The organism is Mycobacterium lentiflavum (assembly GCF_022374895.2).
GTDB lineage: Bacteria > Actinomycetota > Actinomycetes > Mycobacteriales > Mycobacteriaceae > Mycobacterium > Mycobacterium lentiflavum.
On the sequence record NZ_CP092423.2, the window covers coordinates 1,516,815 to 1,531,388 of the forward strand.

The window sequence follows — 14,574 nt, forward strand, 5'->3', positions numbered from 1 at the left end:
AGTTCCTTTCGTCAGTACTGCCGGTAGCGGCGCTGGACATGCTCCTGGCGGATCCGCACTTGTTCGCGTCGCTGCTCCGGCGTCGTCCGAGGCGTCGACGCGGGAAGATGATCGAACAGAGTGTCGAGCAAGGCTTTTCGCACCGTCACCGTGGGCAGCCGATCGGTGGGCTGCGGGTATGTCCAGCGCATGGCCATGAAGCCCGCACGGAGTCCGGTGGTGTCCAGCCAGTTGTGCACGCCCGGGTCGCGGTGCGCGACGACGTACCGGTAGTGGCCGTCGTCGTCGCGTACGGCCTGGGTGCCGTTCAAACTGCTGACGTGGTTGGCGTAGTCGTGTGATTCACCCCAAACGTTGGCCAGGTGGAAGCCCATGTATGCCGGCAGCTCGAACACTTCTGTGTCAATGACGAGCACTTCGTCCGGCGCCAGGTCGTAGACCCCGCCGGAGTAAACGTTAGTGCTCTGTCCGCCGCCGGTCGCGAGAGACGCAGCGGCGGGAGCGTTGAAGTCGTTGCGCGGCATGAAGCTAACGCCGTCCCCGTTGCGGTCCCCGTAGGCCTCGAGGACCACGTCGTAAAACTTGTTCCAGAACCGCGTCTGGTTGTCGACGATTTCGCCAACGCGACGCATCGCCGCCGCCGCGGCGGCCGGCTGCAACGCGGGCGGGTGCTCGCCGACCTTGTCGAGTCGGCGGATGAACAGCTCCGGCGACTGCTCGCGTTCCCAGTCGTGGAACAGGAATCGCACGGTCACATGCTCCGCGTAGAACATCGTACCGCTGCCGCGCGAGATCCGTTGCGTGGCAATGAAGTTCCCTGTGTGCTCCTCCGGCGGCTCAGGTGCGAGCAAGATTTCAAATCGCCCGTCGTCGCTGAGGATCAGATCGGAGGAGTCGAGCTTACCGGTGTTGCCGCGCGCACCCGGCTGCAGTTCGGCTAGATCCCCGCTGTCACCCGCGTAGCCGGTGTGTGCCTCGACGATGACGTACTGGGGCGCGATGGGCCCCGACGGCGCCGGTTTAGCCCCGCGCCAATGTCGCCAATCCTGTACCTGCCCGGTGATCAAGTAGGTGTAGCGCCCATCGATCGGTGTAGAGAGGTACATCGCGTCGCTGTTGTCGATCGTGGCTTTGTCCAGGACCTGCAGGCTTCGCCGGAAGTAAGGGAAGGCCGGATCGCCGAAGAACGCCCGCTCGACTGCCGAGTACACGAAGCCCAGCAGGTACCGATAGCCCTCAGCAAGATCGCGCGGTCCGGCCTGCGGCGGTGCGTACAGTTCGGGAGACTCGAGGGCATCCCTGGCCCGACCCAGCTGCTCGATCATCTCGTCCCAGGCGGTGCGTAGGGTCTTCGCGTGCTCAGTCGACATTGCCTGACTCCCATCCGAATCGATCGAACAGCGGCGCCAATCGAGTGCGGATCTCGTCGGCGTCCAGCCCGAATTCCTCGAGGCTGTAGGTGTGTCCGGACCGGTACTCGCGACCCTTTTCGCCCGCGAGTGCCTTCTGCTGCTCCGGGCCCATCTCGAGCCCCACCTCGTCGTACACGCGGCGCATGGTGCCGGCCGGGTCCGTCACGAGGTCGCTGTAATCCACAATCGCGCTGGGTACTTCGGGGTGGGCGTCCAATACTGCCAGCGGGTGCTGGTAGTAGTGGTATGACGAGTCCGCGAAGTACCGGAAAGACGCCCGTATGTCCGAATCCGACCGCTTGCGCGCAGAGTAGGCGAACTGCATCAGCTTGAGGAAGCTCGGGATCGTCTCGTAAGGGTTTCGCACCGGCACGACGAAGCGGGCGTCGGGGAAGGTTCGAATGAGGCTTTCCACCCGGCCGCAGTGCACGGGTGCCTTCGAAAGATGCGTCAGGTCAGGCCCGTTGAGGACCAGCTGGCGACGCAGGCACTCCTTGTAGAAGCTCATGACGCGGTCTCGCTTGGCGGCGGGCCACCGGTCGTCGAGGTAGTAGAAGTCGAGTTCGTCGACGTATGGGTACTGCACCACCCAAAAGCCCGACGCGCACGACATCGTCAGCAGGAATTCGTCTTCCTCCGGTGCGAAAAGTCCTGACTCGTGCACACTTTGACTCTTGCTGAACAGCCGCTCGTCCAGGCGGTCGATGCGCCGGCGGAGCCGACCGCCCAGGCGCTGGTCCCAGCGCAGCACGGTCCTTAGCAACTTCTTCTCGATCAGCGAGGGAAAGAACATCTCCCACAGGAGCACATACGAGAACTGGGGATCATTGGCCATCATGCGGTGCAGATACGTTGTGCCGCTGCGCGCGTGACCGACCACGAAGACCGGTTGGCGGACTTCGGTGTGTCGCAGCGACGGAAAGAAGATGGGGTCGAGCGCGAACGTCACCGCGTGCAGCAGCGCCATGGCCGGCACTACGACGCACATCGTGCGGTACTGGCGGCGACGGCGTGCGGGATTCTGTTCACGGCGGACCAGACGCACCAATGTCCACCAGGTGCGGAAGTCGAAATAGAAGAAGTTCTTCACGACGCGCCTTACGGATTGACCTTGCAGATGACGTCTTCGGCGAACCGTTCGAGCTTGGCTAGCTTGTCGGCCAGCGGCTGAGTGTCGTCGCCCTTGAGGTAGGGGTTGCGAAAGCCGACCACGACATCGGTGACGCCCAAGTCTTCTAGTTGCTTGCATCCTTGGACGGTTCGCGCGTCGGTGCCGGCGGCGTGAATCTCGAAGGGCTCATTAACTTTTCCTGCCTCAACCCGCCAGCCGTGCAGCTTTTTCAGCATCGAGGTGAGGGCGTCCCTCGGTCCGCCGGCATGCATCCATCCGTTGCCCTTCGTCGCGGCTCGTTGCAGGGCGGCATCCGAATGACCCCCGATTAGCAGTGGCACCGGCCGGGTTGGCACCGGACATACCTTCAGCGAGGGGACATCGTAGAAGCGTCCGTGGAACTCGAAGAACTCCCCGGACTCGAGGCCGCGGAAGACATCGATGGCCTCGTCCATCCGCGCGCCCTTGTGCGCCGGGTCGACGCCGGCCATCAGATAGTCATCCGGGTAGGGGCTGGTTCCAAGGCCGATGCCGAGGCCCAGTCGGTTGCCCGTCAGCTTTGCCACCGAGAATGCTTGCTTAGCAACCCAAACGGGCGCGCGGAGCGGGAACTTCACGACAAACGTGTTGAAGCGGATGCGCTCGGTGATGGCCCCCAGCGATGCGGCGAGCACGAACGGTTCGATGAACTCCTTGCCCTCCAGGAAGCTGCGGTCGCCGTCGGCCGTGTAGGGATAGACGGCGTCCGAATGTTCCGGATAAGCAATGGAATCGGGGATCGTGAACCCGTCATACCCGGCAGCCTCGGCTGCGACGGCGAGGCTCGGCAGGTACTCCGAACGCGTCATCACATCCGTGAACGTGAAGCGCATCGGCCGGGCTCCTTCACTCCTCGCTGAGTCAGGTGCCATCCTGATGCACCTGAGGTATTTAATCAAGTGAGGAAATAGCTGGAGGGTGAGGGGCGCCGCTTCACAAAATTAGCTAAGCTTCACGGCGCGGTGCCGGGGACCGAGAGGGGGGCCATCGTGGCTGATGAGTTGGATGTCGATCTCGTTGCGCTGCACGTTGGCAGCAATCATGTGCTCAATGGGATCGGCGAGGCCGCGGTGGAATTCGTCGGCCATGAAGACGGGCTGGCCGATGCCGCGCCGGGCTGGGTCGGGTCCTCGCAACTCGCGTTGGGTCAGCTGGCGGCGCGGTGGGAGGCCAGACACAGCCAACACAGGCTTCAGGTAGGGGGATTGGGGACGCACGTCGCCGAAGCGATGGTCCGTTTCTCCACGAATGAGGACGATTCGGCCAGCATGCTCAGGTCGGTGCGGGAACAGGGGTAGCGAGTGGGGTCGCTGACGCCCGCAGACGTCAAGCGCTGGGATCTGAACGCGATTCGCGCGGTGTTCGAGACGGCCACCGGACGCGCAAGTACGTTGCAGCGCTTGGGGGAAAGCCTGCAGCAGGCCCACAACGTGCTCGCCGAGTGGCAAGGTGAAGCAGGCGACGCATTTCGCGTCGACGTAGGAAAGATTCGCCGCGACATCGAGGCGGATGGCGCGGAATCCCAGCTGGTGGCCGCGGCGGTGTCGCGGGCCGAGGCGGATGTGAGCGCGTGCAAGCGCGAGCTGGTTGACATCGAATGCGCCGCCCAGGCTAACGGTTGGTCCATCACGCCGGACTGGCGAATCGACGTCGGCCCCGCGGGGATTCCAGCGAATCGACTCGATCTCGCCTACAAGCTGCAGAACCTGCAGGGAGAGCTCGACGCCTGCAAGGTGCACGCCCACACCGCCGATCACGAGCTCGCCACGGCGATCGGTGCTGCCGTCGGCACAGCCCCGCCGGGTGCTCCCGGATCCGCGCCAGGTGGTGCCCCGGTGCCCCAAGGCCCACCGAACCAGGCGCCCGCGAACAAGGCGAAGACGTGGCAAGACATGTTGACGCCCGTTGGCGGCGTGGACGGTCCGCCGGGAAGCGCTCCGCCGAAGGACGCCACGGCGCCCGCGAACAAGGCGAAGACGTGGCAAGACATGTTGATGCCCGCCGGCGCCGCGGACGCTTCGCCGGGCGGTGCCCCGCCCAAGGACGCTCCGGCTCCGACGGCGATGGCGCCGGGCGGCACGCCGCTTCCGAAGGGCCCGCCGGTCCCCGCGGCCGGAGGCAAGCCGCGGACACTGAACGAGGTGCTGTTGCCCGGCGGCCCCGTTCCGCTGCCCCAGCCGAGCCCCGCAGAGTTGGAAAGCGCCAAGGCGTTGTTGCGCAAGGTGATGCTCGGAGATGGCGTGCCGCCGGATCAGATCGAAGCACGCGTGAACGAAGCAGTGGCCGGCGCGCAGCGGTGGATCGACCAGGGCGGAATTCCTCCCTACATGCCTCCCGAGCCCAAGGCTCCGCCACCGCCGGGATTCGGTGAAGGATTCGCCGACCGCTGGTTTGCAACCGAAGAGAGTGTTCACAACCTTCTCGGCGTAGGAAACCGCGGATTGCCGGGCGCGCTCGACGCGTGGAAGCAAATGATCCAAGGCACGGTCGAGACTGTCCAAAACCCGGCGGGGGCGGCGATCGGCGAAGTGCAAAATGCCCTGAATTCGCCGAGTCCGGCCTACTATCTTGGCGGCAAATCCGCCGACGCCGCAGTCTCCTTGCCCGCAATGCTCTTCGGTCCGGAAGCGGCGGGCGTTGGCAAACTAGCCGACATCGACGCTGCCGCCGCAATCGATTACGGTGCAACGCAGCTACCGCACAGCCCGATCGGTTTCGAACACCCAATCCCTTTCCATCCGTTTGCAGACCAAGCAGGGCAAGATCTTTACGCGGCGTTTATGCACGGAGAGCCGACCACAGAGCTCAGCCGACAAATCGCTGAAATGTCGACTCACTATGTAGGTGACAACCCGGACCGAGTGGTCCTTGGCAAATACGGCGGGCTCGAGGGCGGCTACATCGGCGAAGCCAGAGGCCAGGGCGGAATCTACTTCAGCACTGGCGACCCGGCTTGGGACGCTATGGCGTTCGGGCTTAGCAAGGTAGAAGAGCACAGCCTCGTCTGGCCGGTCAACGAGCAATTCCTCCGTGGCCAAATGGAGAGCGGCGTCCCTCGGATCGAATACCATTTACCGCAGGGATTTGGTAATGTTGAGGAGCTGATGGCGCTAGATCCGAATTCATATTCTGCTAAAGAAATTGCGTTCTTGAAGAGCAATGCCGCGACATACGGTTATCAGCAAGTCGGAGATTCGTGGGTGCGTATCCCGGGGGGGCCGAGATGACACAAGAGTTCTTGGTAGGAGTCAGGTCTATCGTCGAGCCCTTATTGACTGACCTTGGCTTTCAGTTGGATGAGTTCGACGATGATGTGGATGAATGGGGCCGAAAGGGCTCTGTTGTGTTCTTCCGTTCGAAGGATTGCAGAATCCAAATCTACGACTCGACTAGGGACGGCTCGATCAATTGCATGATTGCCGCACTGGATGCCCCAAAGGTGTTCGGTCCCCACGATCAGTCTGGGAAGTGGCAATACCTTCCCAGGTTTGCCATTCGCCAGGGAGTTCCACTCGAGGAAATCAGGAAAGACAACCTTAATGTCGATTTTCCGACGACGAGTCAATTGCTTGAATCGGTGCGGGAGCGCATCCAGAAATATTTTTCCATCGCACACGAAGGCATTCTGGAGATGGGCGGGTCGGAGTACTGGAAGTCGAGCCCGTGAGTTTTCCCTTGCGTTTTTCGCTATGGAAATTTCGCGGCGGTGGGGATCGACCTCCTGAAAACAAAGCACTGTCAGGCCAAATTGGTTGGCGATCGCGCCGAGCGCTTCAAGTACGAGTACGAGGTGTTGAGTCGATTCGGCGACCGCTTCGCAGCAGGTTCTCTCAAGTCAAATGAAACGGGGAGTCCCTCGGATTGAATATCGAGTATGGGGTTTACCGTCGACACCATCGATGACGATGTCGACGAAGGAGGCAGAACGGCCTCATTTGTCGTCTACCGCGGCCAAGATTGCAAGATCCAGGTCTACTATTCTTCTCGAGAGGGCGAGATCAACGCGATGATCGGTACGCTAGATGCGCCGAATCAGCATGGTCTGTACGATCAATCGCGAAAGTGGCATTACTTCAATGACTTTGCAGATGAACCTAAAATTTGCCTGGAAGAGTTGGTACGGAATCTTCGGGACGAACGGTCAAATTTCGAAACTACGCAGAAGTGGCTCGAATGGATCAAAAGAGAGCGCATAGATCGTTATTTTGAATCGGCGTACGCAGCGATAGTAGGAGAATAGTGAAGACTTGGCTCCGATCATAGCGGGATGCGGTGGACCGTCTGCAACATAAATCTTCCGAACTTCAAGCCCATATAGATCGATTGTCGGAGAAACTTGGCGTTCGACCCATGCCTGTCGGGTTCCGGACACACGACGATCTGAACATCTATGTCGCCGAAGACGGCTCGAATCACTTCGCCTACTACGAACGAGGGAAACTCGTCTTCGACCGCGTCGGCAGCCTCGATGATCTTCTTTATTGGTACACCCAAGGTGTCGTGACCGGCCAAGCTGCGAAATTGGTTGGCGATCGCGCAGAGCGCTTCAAGTACGAGTATCAAGTCTTGAGTCGATTCAATGCCGACTGGGCGAAAAGGCGAGTGCGTGAGCTCGCAGCACTTTTCCGCAACGGCCAACCGGAGACATCGCGTTACTTCCCGATATTGGCGAGCCGCTGTAGACCTCGCCGGCGTCACTCTCTCGGCCCGTGCCCAATGTGCCCGCCTCACAGCGACAATCCGCATGTCGGTCGCGGGGGGTTTGTCGCTCGGAGGCGGGCAATTGCGAAGCTCCTCCCACGGGAGGCCCGTGGTGCTCGTGTGCCGACGGCGGGCGGCCCGGGGATTAGCGTCGTGCGTGCGGGCGTTGGTTGACGGGTACGCGTCGAGTCACGAACGACAGATAGGGGCGAGTATGAAATTCGGAATCGCGACGTTCGTCAACGACGACACCATCGACACGATCTCGCTGGCACGAGCCATTGAAGAGCGGGGCTTCGAGTCGCTGGTGATCGCCGAGCACACGCACATTCCGGCGAGCCGGGAGTCTCCGTATCCGCAGGGTGGCAAGCTGCCCTCGATCTACTACCGCACGCTCGACCCGTTCGTGACGTTGGCCGCGGCGGCCGCGGTGACCTCGTCAATCGAGTTGTTCACCGGGATCGCGCTGCTGATTGAACGTGATCCGATCACCACGGCCAAGGAGGCCGCCAGTATCGACCTGATCTCCGGTGGACGCTTCGTGTTTGGCGTGGGCGCGGGATGGAACCTCGAGGAATTGCGCAATCACGGAACTGACCCGAAGACGCGCGGCGCACTGCTCGACGAACGCATCGAGGCCATCAAAGCGCTGTGGACAACCGAACCCGCCGAGTATCACGGCAAGTACGTCGACTTCGACGCTTCCTTCCAACGCCCCAAACCGGTTCAGAAACCGCACCCGCCGATCTTCATCGGCGGTGACTCAGACGCCACCGTCAAACGAGTGATCCGGCATGACGCCGGTTGGATATCCAACCCACTTCCGGTGGAGCGCTTGACCAAGCGGATCGACCAAATGCGCGAGGGCGGGGGCAAGGCGGTTCCGCTGGCAACGTTTGGCACGCCGGCCGATCCGGACTATTGGGACGCGCTGGCGGGCTTGGGTTACGAGCGAGTCGCATTGCTATTGCCGACCAAGCCGCTCGACGAATCGCTTCGGATACTCGACGACCACGCCGCAAAGGTGGCCGGCTACAGCGGTTGAGGCCTTGGGTTTCGTGGCGTCGCCGTTGATATGCGAAATTCGGATAAATTCGCTCGGGCCGATGATGACGGCACTACACTCCGTCCATGGAACTCGAGGCCCGAGAGTCTCGTCCTTCGCCGTTTTGGACTCTCAGAGCGAAATTTGTCCAGTACATATACCAATATTTTTATCCCTACTTGACCCGTCGGCTTCGTTCGGACGATGTGTTGTTCCTCAATTACGGGTACGAGGAAGATCCGCCGATGGGCGTACCGCTGTCGGACTCCGATGAGCACGACCGGTACTTCATTCAGCTTTACCACCGGACGGCGACCCAGGTCGACCTTGCCGGCAAACGGGTGCTGGAGGTCGGTTGCGGCCACGGCGGCGGTGCCTCCTACCTGGTGCGTACCGTGCACCCAGCCTCCTACACCGGATTGGACTTGAACCCGATCGGTATCGCATTCTGCCAACAACGGCACCAGCTGGCCGGCCTGGAATTCATCAAAGGCGACGCCGAGCATCTGCCCTTCCCTGACCAATCTTTTGATGCGGTGATCAATATCGAATCCTCACATCTCTACCGCGAGTTCCCGCGTTTCCTCGATGAGGTAGGCCGGGTGCTGCGCCCGGGCGGGCATTTCTTATATGCCGATTTCCGCTTCGCGGACACCGTGGCCGACTGGGAAAAGGAACTGGCGAACGCGCCGATGACGATGCTTTCGCACACGACGATCAACGAGCAGGTCGTCCGCGGTATGGAGAAGAATTCGCAATGGTGGATACGCGCGGTCGATCGCCTGGTGCCAGCGATCCTGCATAGGTGGCTCCTGGTCCACGGTTATGTACTGGTGTGGCGGGTCCACCAAGACATGCAAAGCGGCGGATCCACCGACTACCGGATGTACTGCTTCGCCAAAGCATGACCCCTTGGCCGAAGAGGTTGGCAGAAAGACGGTTTCAGGCTGGGGCCGTCACCCCGCCGATTTCATCGGCGAGCGCCTGGTTCGTCAAGCGTCCGGGTCGGGCGCCCATCTGGGTGGGCGCACGTCTGGCCGGTGCGCCGAACGCGCCGCGGCGAGCGTCGCGGCGCGCTGGCCGTTGACCGCGGTCACCGGTGGAGGCTGACCCTTGCGCAGCGTCGCGATCAGCTCGCGGTAAGGCCCGACGAGGTAGACAGTGTCGCCGGCCTTCAGTCGGGCGTCGCGACGGGGACGCAGCCTGATCGGCCCTTCAGGCCGGGTGATCGCAATGACGCGCGTCTGGGTGGACAGCTCGATCATTTGCAGGCCATCCAGCTCACTGCCTTCCGCCACCAGCATTCCGCCGACCATGAAGGAGCGCTGCCCGACCCAAAAGGTCCCCAGCACCTGCAACCCCATCGCCGCGCCGATGAACCAGGGCGCTGCCAGATCGACGATCGACCGCACGTTCTCGAAACCGAACCGCCGATTCACCGCAGTGCCGAGCGCGCGGCCTTGAACGCGCATGACGATCGGCACCTTGGTATCGGCACCCAGGATCTCCAGCAAGACGATCCCGGTCTCGATGTTCTCCATGTCGTCCTTGGTCACCACCGCCACGCCACGGGCACGCTCGACGTGTGCCGATTCCAGCGTCTGCCGCATCGTCGAATCCCCGAAGATCACCGGCACGTCGAGTTCGGCGACGGTCGACAGGAACCGGTTGTTCTCATTCGGCTCGATGACCAGGACGTCGTATCCGGCAGTGGTCAGATCGGTCACCACGCGGACGCCGATCGAGCCCAGTCCGACCACGACGACGTGGTCGCGCATATGGCGTGCCCGGCGCAGCCCGGCCGTTTGGACGAATCGGCGCGACAGCAGCAGGTCGGCCAGGAATGCGACCGGGAGCGCAGTGACAATGACGCCGCCGAACATCACGCCGACCGCGAACAGTCGCAGCAAAGGAGATTGTTGGGCGAAGCTGAAGTCGCCGTAGCCCACGGTTGTAATGGTCTCGGAGGCGAAGTACAGGGCGTCGATCCACGACATCCTTGGGTGCTGGTAGTAGAACCGAAACAAGGCAGTCGAGCCGAGCGTCAACAACACCGCAAAGGCCAGGGAGGGAAACAGCATCGGGTTCACGTCGTCGCGCATGGCGCGAACAGCGTCGATGACGCGTCGCACCCGGGAGTGACGAGAGCGCGTCGCGGTGGCAGGAGGCACCGTGATCCCGCGGGCCTGCAATTCGTCTTTGACGCCAATCATCGAGGTCCAGTCGCCGGCGTAGACCCGCAGATCCCGTCCCGGACATGGCACTACCTCGCCCGGTGCGGGCGAGTTCTTGCCGTGAACCACTGCCACGGGTGCGAGGTCGGCGTGGATCTCGCGCAGCGTCGCGTCGTAAGGTGCCTCGGACCCCCAGACGACGAATTCGATGCCAGCCGTGTCGAACTGGTGCGCGTTGCGCGACAGTACTGCCTCGACGAGGGATGGCGTCGCGAGGTCGGCGACGTCCAATACCGCGCCAGGGCCGTTGACGGCGGTGACCGCTTCGCGCAGCACGTCGTTGGCCAGACGGGCCACCACACGGACGTTGGGACTGTATTCGCGTGCCAGCAAAGCGATTTCGAGATTGACGGCGTCATTGGGTCCCGCACACACGACGGCGCGGGCGCGATGCACCCCGGCACCAAGGAGATCGGCGGCGGTGTTGATCTTGATGATCCGCGCGCCTGCGCCTCTGAGCTCCTCAGCAATCGTCTTCGACAGCGGGTCGTCGCCGCTGACGATGATTTCGCGATGAAATTGAAAGACTTCGCCCATTTCGCGTAATCGTTCGTTCGCTTGCCGCCAGCTAATCGCGACAGCTAGCCAACGCAGAACAACGGTAGGTGTTCCGGCTGTTCGTCATTCGGCTGTGGCTTTGCGTTATGCGCCATGAGTACTCCGACTTCTATTTACACCAGCTTCGGCCGGCTCATATGACTATCGGGCACAACGCCGGTTAACGCCACCGGAGGAGCGAGGGAAGTCGACGCCGATCGTTATGAGGCGCAACAGGTTCGACTCGAATGCGTCACGCGGACGAAATAGTTGAGGCGTAGAAAGCGCTGTCGCGCCATTAAGCAAAGGAGCATTCCTTGTCCGACAAGACGCCCGACGACATCTTCAAACTCGCCAAGGACCAGAACGTCGAGTACGTCGACGTACGCTTCTGCGATCTGCCAGGAACCATGCAGCACTTCACGATTCCGATCTACGCCTTCGACGAGAACGTGTTTGAGGAGGGCTTGGCCTTCGACGGTTCCTCGATTCGCGGGTTCCAGTCGATCCACGAGTCCGACATGTTGTTGCTTCCCGATCCGGAAACCGCGACCATCGACCCGTTTCGTGCGCGCAAGACGCTCAACGTCAACTTCTTCGTGCACGACCCAATCACCTTCGAGGTGTATTCGCGTGACCCGCGCAATGTCGCACGCAAGGCGGAGAATTACTTGATCAGCTCCGGCATTGCGGACATCGCGTATTTCGGCCCGGAAGCCGAGTTCTACATCTTCGACTCGGTGAGCTTCGACTCGCGCACCAACGGTTCGTTTTACAAGGTGGACGCGACATCTGGGTGGTGGAACACCGGAGAGGCGAACGAGTCCGACGGCACCCCCAACCTCGGCTATAAGGTCCGCCCCAAGGGCGGGTACTTCCCGGTGGCCCCCGTCGACCACTACGTCGACCTACGCGATGAGATGCTCACGCATCTGACCAACGCCGGCTTTGCTCTGGAGAAGGGCCACCACGAAGTGGGCAGCGGTGGTCAGGCTGAGATCAATTACAAGTTCAACACCCTGCTGCACGCGGCTGACGACCACCAGATGTTCAAGTACATCGTCAAGCAAACGGCTTGGCAGGCAGGTAAAACCGTGACGTTCATGCCCAAGCCGCTGTTCGGTGACAACGGCTCCGGCATGCACTGCCACCAATCGTTGTGGCGGGACGGCATTCCGCTGATGTACGACGACACGGGCTACGCGGGCCTGTCGGACACCGCGCGTCACTACATCGGCGGATTGCTCTACCACGCGCCGTCGCTGCTGGCGTTCACCAACCCGACGGTGAACTCCTACAAGCGTCTGGTGCCCGGCTACGAGGCCCCGATCAACCTGGTCTACAGCCAGCGCAATCGGTCGGCCTGCGTACGTATCCCCATTACCGGCACCAACCCCAAGACCAAACGGCTGGAGTTCCGCTGCCCCGACTCGTCGGGAAACCCGTATCTGTCGTTCGCTGCCCAACTGATGGCGGGCCTGGACGGGATCAAACACAAGATCGAGCCCCCACCGCCGGTCGACAAGGACCTCTACGAGCTGCCGCCCGACGAGGCCGCGGAGATTCCGCAGGCTCCCACCCAGCTGGCGGCGGTGATCGACCGGCTGGAGGAGGACAGTGAATACCTCACCGAAGGAGGCGTTTTCACACCCGACCTGATCGAGACGTGGATCAACTACAAGCGCGACTACGAACTTGCGCCCTTCAACCTCCGGCCGACCCCCTACGAGTTCGAGCTCTACTACGACGTCTGAACCGGTCGAGTGTTCGCTCAGGCACGCTCTTCGCGTCGCATCCGCCACCACGCGAAGCCGGCGAAGGCCGCGGCCAGCACTGCCAACATGGTCATGTCGAAAAGCCATGTCGACGCGGCGCGGTGCCAGTGGGAATCGTCGGCTATTCCGACGACCAGGTGAGTCAGGTCCGCCGTCGATGCGGCGGCCGCGAAGCCCCATCGCCCGGGCGTGAACCAGGCGAGGGTCTCGAATAGCGGCCGGCCGGTCACCGGTATGAACCCGCCGGCGAGCACCAGTTGGGCCATCAGCGTCATCGCCAACAGCACGATGACCTGATCGCTGGTACGCGCGAACGCCGAAATCGCAAGTCCCGCGACCATCGCCGCCACGCACGTTGCGGCGACGCCAACGAACAGCTCCAGCATCGGGCTGCCCAATGCTGACGCACCTGACGGCCCTGGCTTGCCGATCCCTGGTGCGGTGACAATCAGAACCAGGATCGCCGACTGCATCGTCGCAACCCCGCCGAACACCATGATCTTCGCCAAAAGGTATGCGGTGGATGATAATCCGGCGCCGTGTTCGCGACGGAAGATCGGACGTTCACCGACGAGGTCGCGCGCGGTGAGCGTGATGCCCATCAGGATTGCCGCGAAGCTCGTCAAGGCAATGACATGCTTGGCCTCCAGCGGCACAGCGCCGTCTGCGTGGCCGAGTCCGGCGTGACCGGCGACGGTCAGTGGCAGCAGCCCGACGATGAACGGTAGTACGGCGATGAAGGCGAAGTAGCCGCGGTTGGCGACAAGGAGCCGGACCTGCCGGCGCACGAGCGTTGATAACTGACGCCACAGGCCAGCACGCGCGGCTTCAACCCGCTCTGCGGGCGGCGCGTAAATGAGCTGTAGCGCAGTCATTTCCCCCCGCGACCCGATGCCTTCCATGAAGCGGCGTCGAACGCCGTCGGGATCGGCGCATACGATGTTGAAGATGTCGGCCCAGTCGTTGGTTCCGATCGCAGATCCGATCTCGTTCGGGTGACCGCAGAACGCGGTCTTGCCGCCGGGCGCCAGCAGCAGAACCTGGTCGCACACATCGAGGAACGTCAACGAATGCGTCACCACCACGATCACGCGACCCGCGTCGGCGAGCCGGCGCAGCATCGTCATGACAGCGCGGTCCAGCGCCGGATCCAGCCCTGTGGTGGGTTCGTCGAGCACTAGGAGCGAGGGATGTGTCAACAGCTCCAAGGCAATTGAGACGCGTTTGCGCTGCCCGCCCGACAGGTTTTCGATGCGGGTCGCGACGTGAGCTGTCAGCTCGAGTTCCTCGAGTACCGACGCGATCATTCGGCGGCGATCGCAGGCGGCCACGCCGGCGGGCATCCGCAGTTCCGCCGCGAACTCCAGCGCCTGGCTGACGGTCAGCCGACCGTGCACGACGTCGTCTTGTGGCACCATCCCGATCCGGTGGCGCAACGACGCGCCTGCTGCGTGGAGGTCACGACCGTCCAACGACACCGCGCCGTTGTTCGGACGTGCGGCTCCGGTGATCACTCTGGCGAGCGTGGACTTGCCCGCACCCGAAGGGCCGATCACCGCCGTCAACGTACCTGGCCGTGCTGTGAACGAAACTCTGTCCAGCGCAACGATATTGCGCTCGAGCATGAGGCTCACGTCGCGTACGTCGAGGCCGCCGACCCGGGTGACCGGTGGGATGCGGACGGCGAATGTGGGCACCACAGAACAGGTCATCTGATTCC

The 14,574-nt window shown here is 62.4% G+C and carries 12 protein-coding genes and 1 pseudogene; 8 read left to right on the top strand and 5 right to left on the bottom strand.

All coding sequences use genetic code 11. The features are described 5' to 3' along the window. Positions 1 to 11: 11 nt before the first annotated feature. From MJO58_RS07375 to MJO58_RS07385, 3 genes are read right to left on the bottom strand one after another with little or no spacing between them, the layout of a single operon-like run. Complete coding sequence (locus MJO58_RS07375) at positions 12 to 1,370, bottom strand: hypothetical protein (protein WP_239722442.1); 1,359 nt, start codon at positions 1,368 to 1,370, stop codon at positions 12 to 14. Next, positions 1,360 to 2,502 (bottom strand): sulfotransferase family protein, encoded by a 1,143-nt coding sequence (locus tag MJO58_RS07380; RefSeq protein ID WP_239722443.1) that lies wholly within the window; start codon positions 2,500 to 2,502, stop codon positions 1,360 to 1,362. Before MJO58_RS07380 ends, MJO58_RS07375 begins: the two co-directional genes overlap by 11 nt. Before the next feature lie 8 nt (positions 2,503 to 2,510). Then, complete coding sequence (locus tag MJO58_RS07385; protein WP_239722444.1) at positions 2,511 to 3,395, bottom strand: TIGR03619 family F420-dependent LLM class oxidoreductase; 885 nt, start codon at positions 3,393 to 3,395, stop codon at positions 2,511 to 2,513. Positions 3,396 to 3,551: 156 nt separating this feature from the next. Here MJO58_RS07385 and MJO58_RS07390 point away from each other — a divergent pair, with 156 nt between their 5' ends. From MJO58_RS07390 to mtf2, 7 genes and pseudogenes are all read left to right on the top strand, one after another. After that, the gene (locus MJO58_RS07390) at positions 3,552 to 3,860 is read left to right on the top strand and encodes an RNA 2'-phosphotransferase (protein ID WP_239722445.1); all 309 of its coding nucleotides are present in this window, start codon (positions 3,552 to 3,554) and stop codon (positions 3,858 to 3,860) included. Between the two features lie 3 nt (positions 3,861 to 3,863). Continuing rightward, a complete protein-coding gene (locus MJO58_RS07395; protein WP_239722446.1) occupies positions 3,864 to 5,789 on the top strand; it encodes a hypothetical protein in 1,926 nt (641 codons plus the stop codon). Beyond that, the gene (locus MJO58_RS07400; protein ID WP_239722447.1) at positions 5,786 to 6,229 is read left to right on the top strand and encodes a hypothetical protein; all 444 of its coding nucleotides are present in this window, start codon (positions 5,786 to 5,788) and stop codon (positions 6,227 to 6,229) included. The genes MJO58_RS07395 and MJO58_RS07400 overlap by 4 nt, the downstream gene beginning before the upstream one ends. A 207-nt stretch (positions 6,230 to 6,436) precedes the next feature. After that, positions 6,437 to 6,802 (top strand): hypothetical protein, encoded by a 366-nt coding sequence (locus tag MJO58_RS07405; RefSeq protein WP_239722448.1) that lies wholly within the window; start codon positions 6,437 to 6,439, stop codon positions 6,800 to 6,802. A gap of 110 nt (positions 6,803 to 6,912) precedes the next feature. Beyond that, positions 6,913 to 7,244: pseudogene (locus tag MJO58_RS07410) on the top strand (Imm63 family immunity protein). Between the two features lie 233 nt (positions 7,245 to 7,477). Next, positions 7,478 to 8,308: an LLM class F420-dependent oxidoreductase gene (locus tag MJO58_RS07415; protein WP_239722450.1), complete on the top strand. Its 831-nt coding sequence runs from the start codon at positions 7,478 to 7,480 to the stop codon at positions 8,306 to 8,308. A gap of 86 nt (positions 8,309 to 8,394) precedes the next feature. Then, positions 8,395 to 9,216 (top strand): fatty-acid O-methyltransferase Mtf2, encoded by an 822-nt coding sequence (gene mtf2, locus MJO58_RS07420; protein WP_239722451.1) that lies wholly within the window; start codon positions 8,395 to 8,397, stop codon positions 9,214 to 9,216. Positions 9,217 to 9,300: 84 nt separating this feature from the next. Here the strand turns inward: mtf2 and MJO58_RS07425 are convergent, their stop codons facing one another. Beyond that, positions 9,301 to 11,079, bottom strand: coding sequence for an NAD-binding protein (locus MJO58_RS07425; protein ID WP_239722452.1), 1,779 nt, complete (start codon positions 11,077 to 11,079; stop codon positions 9,301 to 9,303). A gap of 317 nt (positions 11,080 to 11,396) precedes the next feature. Between MJO58_RS07425 and glnA the strand changes: the two genes are divergently transcribed. Further along, positions 11,397 to 12,833 carry a type I glutamate--ammonia ligase gene (glnA, locus tag MJO58_RS07430; protein ID WP_090600952.1) on the top strand — a complete coding sequence of 479 codons (1,437 nt, stop codon included), beginning with the start codon at positions 11,397 to 11,399 and terminating at the stop codon, positions 12,831 to 12,833. A 17-nt stretch (positions 12,834 to 12,850) separates the two neighbouring features. Here the strand turns inward: glnA and MJO58_RS07435 are convergent, their stop codons facing one another. Next, on the bottom strand, positions 12,851 to 14,566 hold the full coding sequence (locus MJO58_RS07435; protein WP_239722453.1) for an ABC transporter ATP-binding protein/permease: 1,716 nt from the start codon (positions 14,564 to 14,566) through the stop codon (positions 12,851 to 12,853). Positions 14,567 to 14,574: the final 8 nt, after the last annotated feature.

Excerpts from the sequence above, each read along its gene's own strand:
- MJO58_RS07375 (WP_239722442.1), bottom strand. The coding sequence starts at position 1,370 with ATGTCGACTGAGCACGCGAAGACCCTACGCACCGCCTGGGACGAGATG.
- MJO58_RS07385 (WP_239722444.1), bottom strand. The coding sequence starts at position 3,395 with ATGCGCTTCACGTTCACGGATGTGATGACGCGTTCGGAGTACCTGCCG.
- MJO58_RS07400 (WP_239722447.1), top strand. The coding sequence starts at position 5,786 with ATGACACAAGAGTTCTTGGTAGGAGTCAGGTCTATCGTCGAGCCCTTA.
- MJO58_RS07405 (WP_239722448.1), top strand. The coding sequence starts at position 6,437 with ATGGGGTTTACCGTCGACACCATCGATGACGATGTCGACGAAGGAGGC.
- MJO58_RS07415 (WP_239722450.1), top strand. The coding sequence starts at position 7,478 with ATGAAATTCGGAATCGCGACGTTCGTCAACGACGACACCATCGACACG.
- mtf2 (WP_239722451.1), top strand. The coding sequence starts at position 8,395 with ATGGAACTCGAGGCCCGAGAGTCTCGTCCTTCGCCGTTTTGGACTCTC.
- MJO58_RS07425 (WP_239722452.1), bottom strand. The coding sequence starts at position 11,079 with ATGGGCGAAGTCTTTCAATTTCATCGCGAAATCATCGTCAGCGGCGAC.
- MJO58_RS07435 (WP_239722453.1), bottom strand. The coding sequence starts at position 14,566 with ATGACCTGTTCTGTGGTGCCCACATTCGCCGTCCGCATCCCACCGGTC.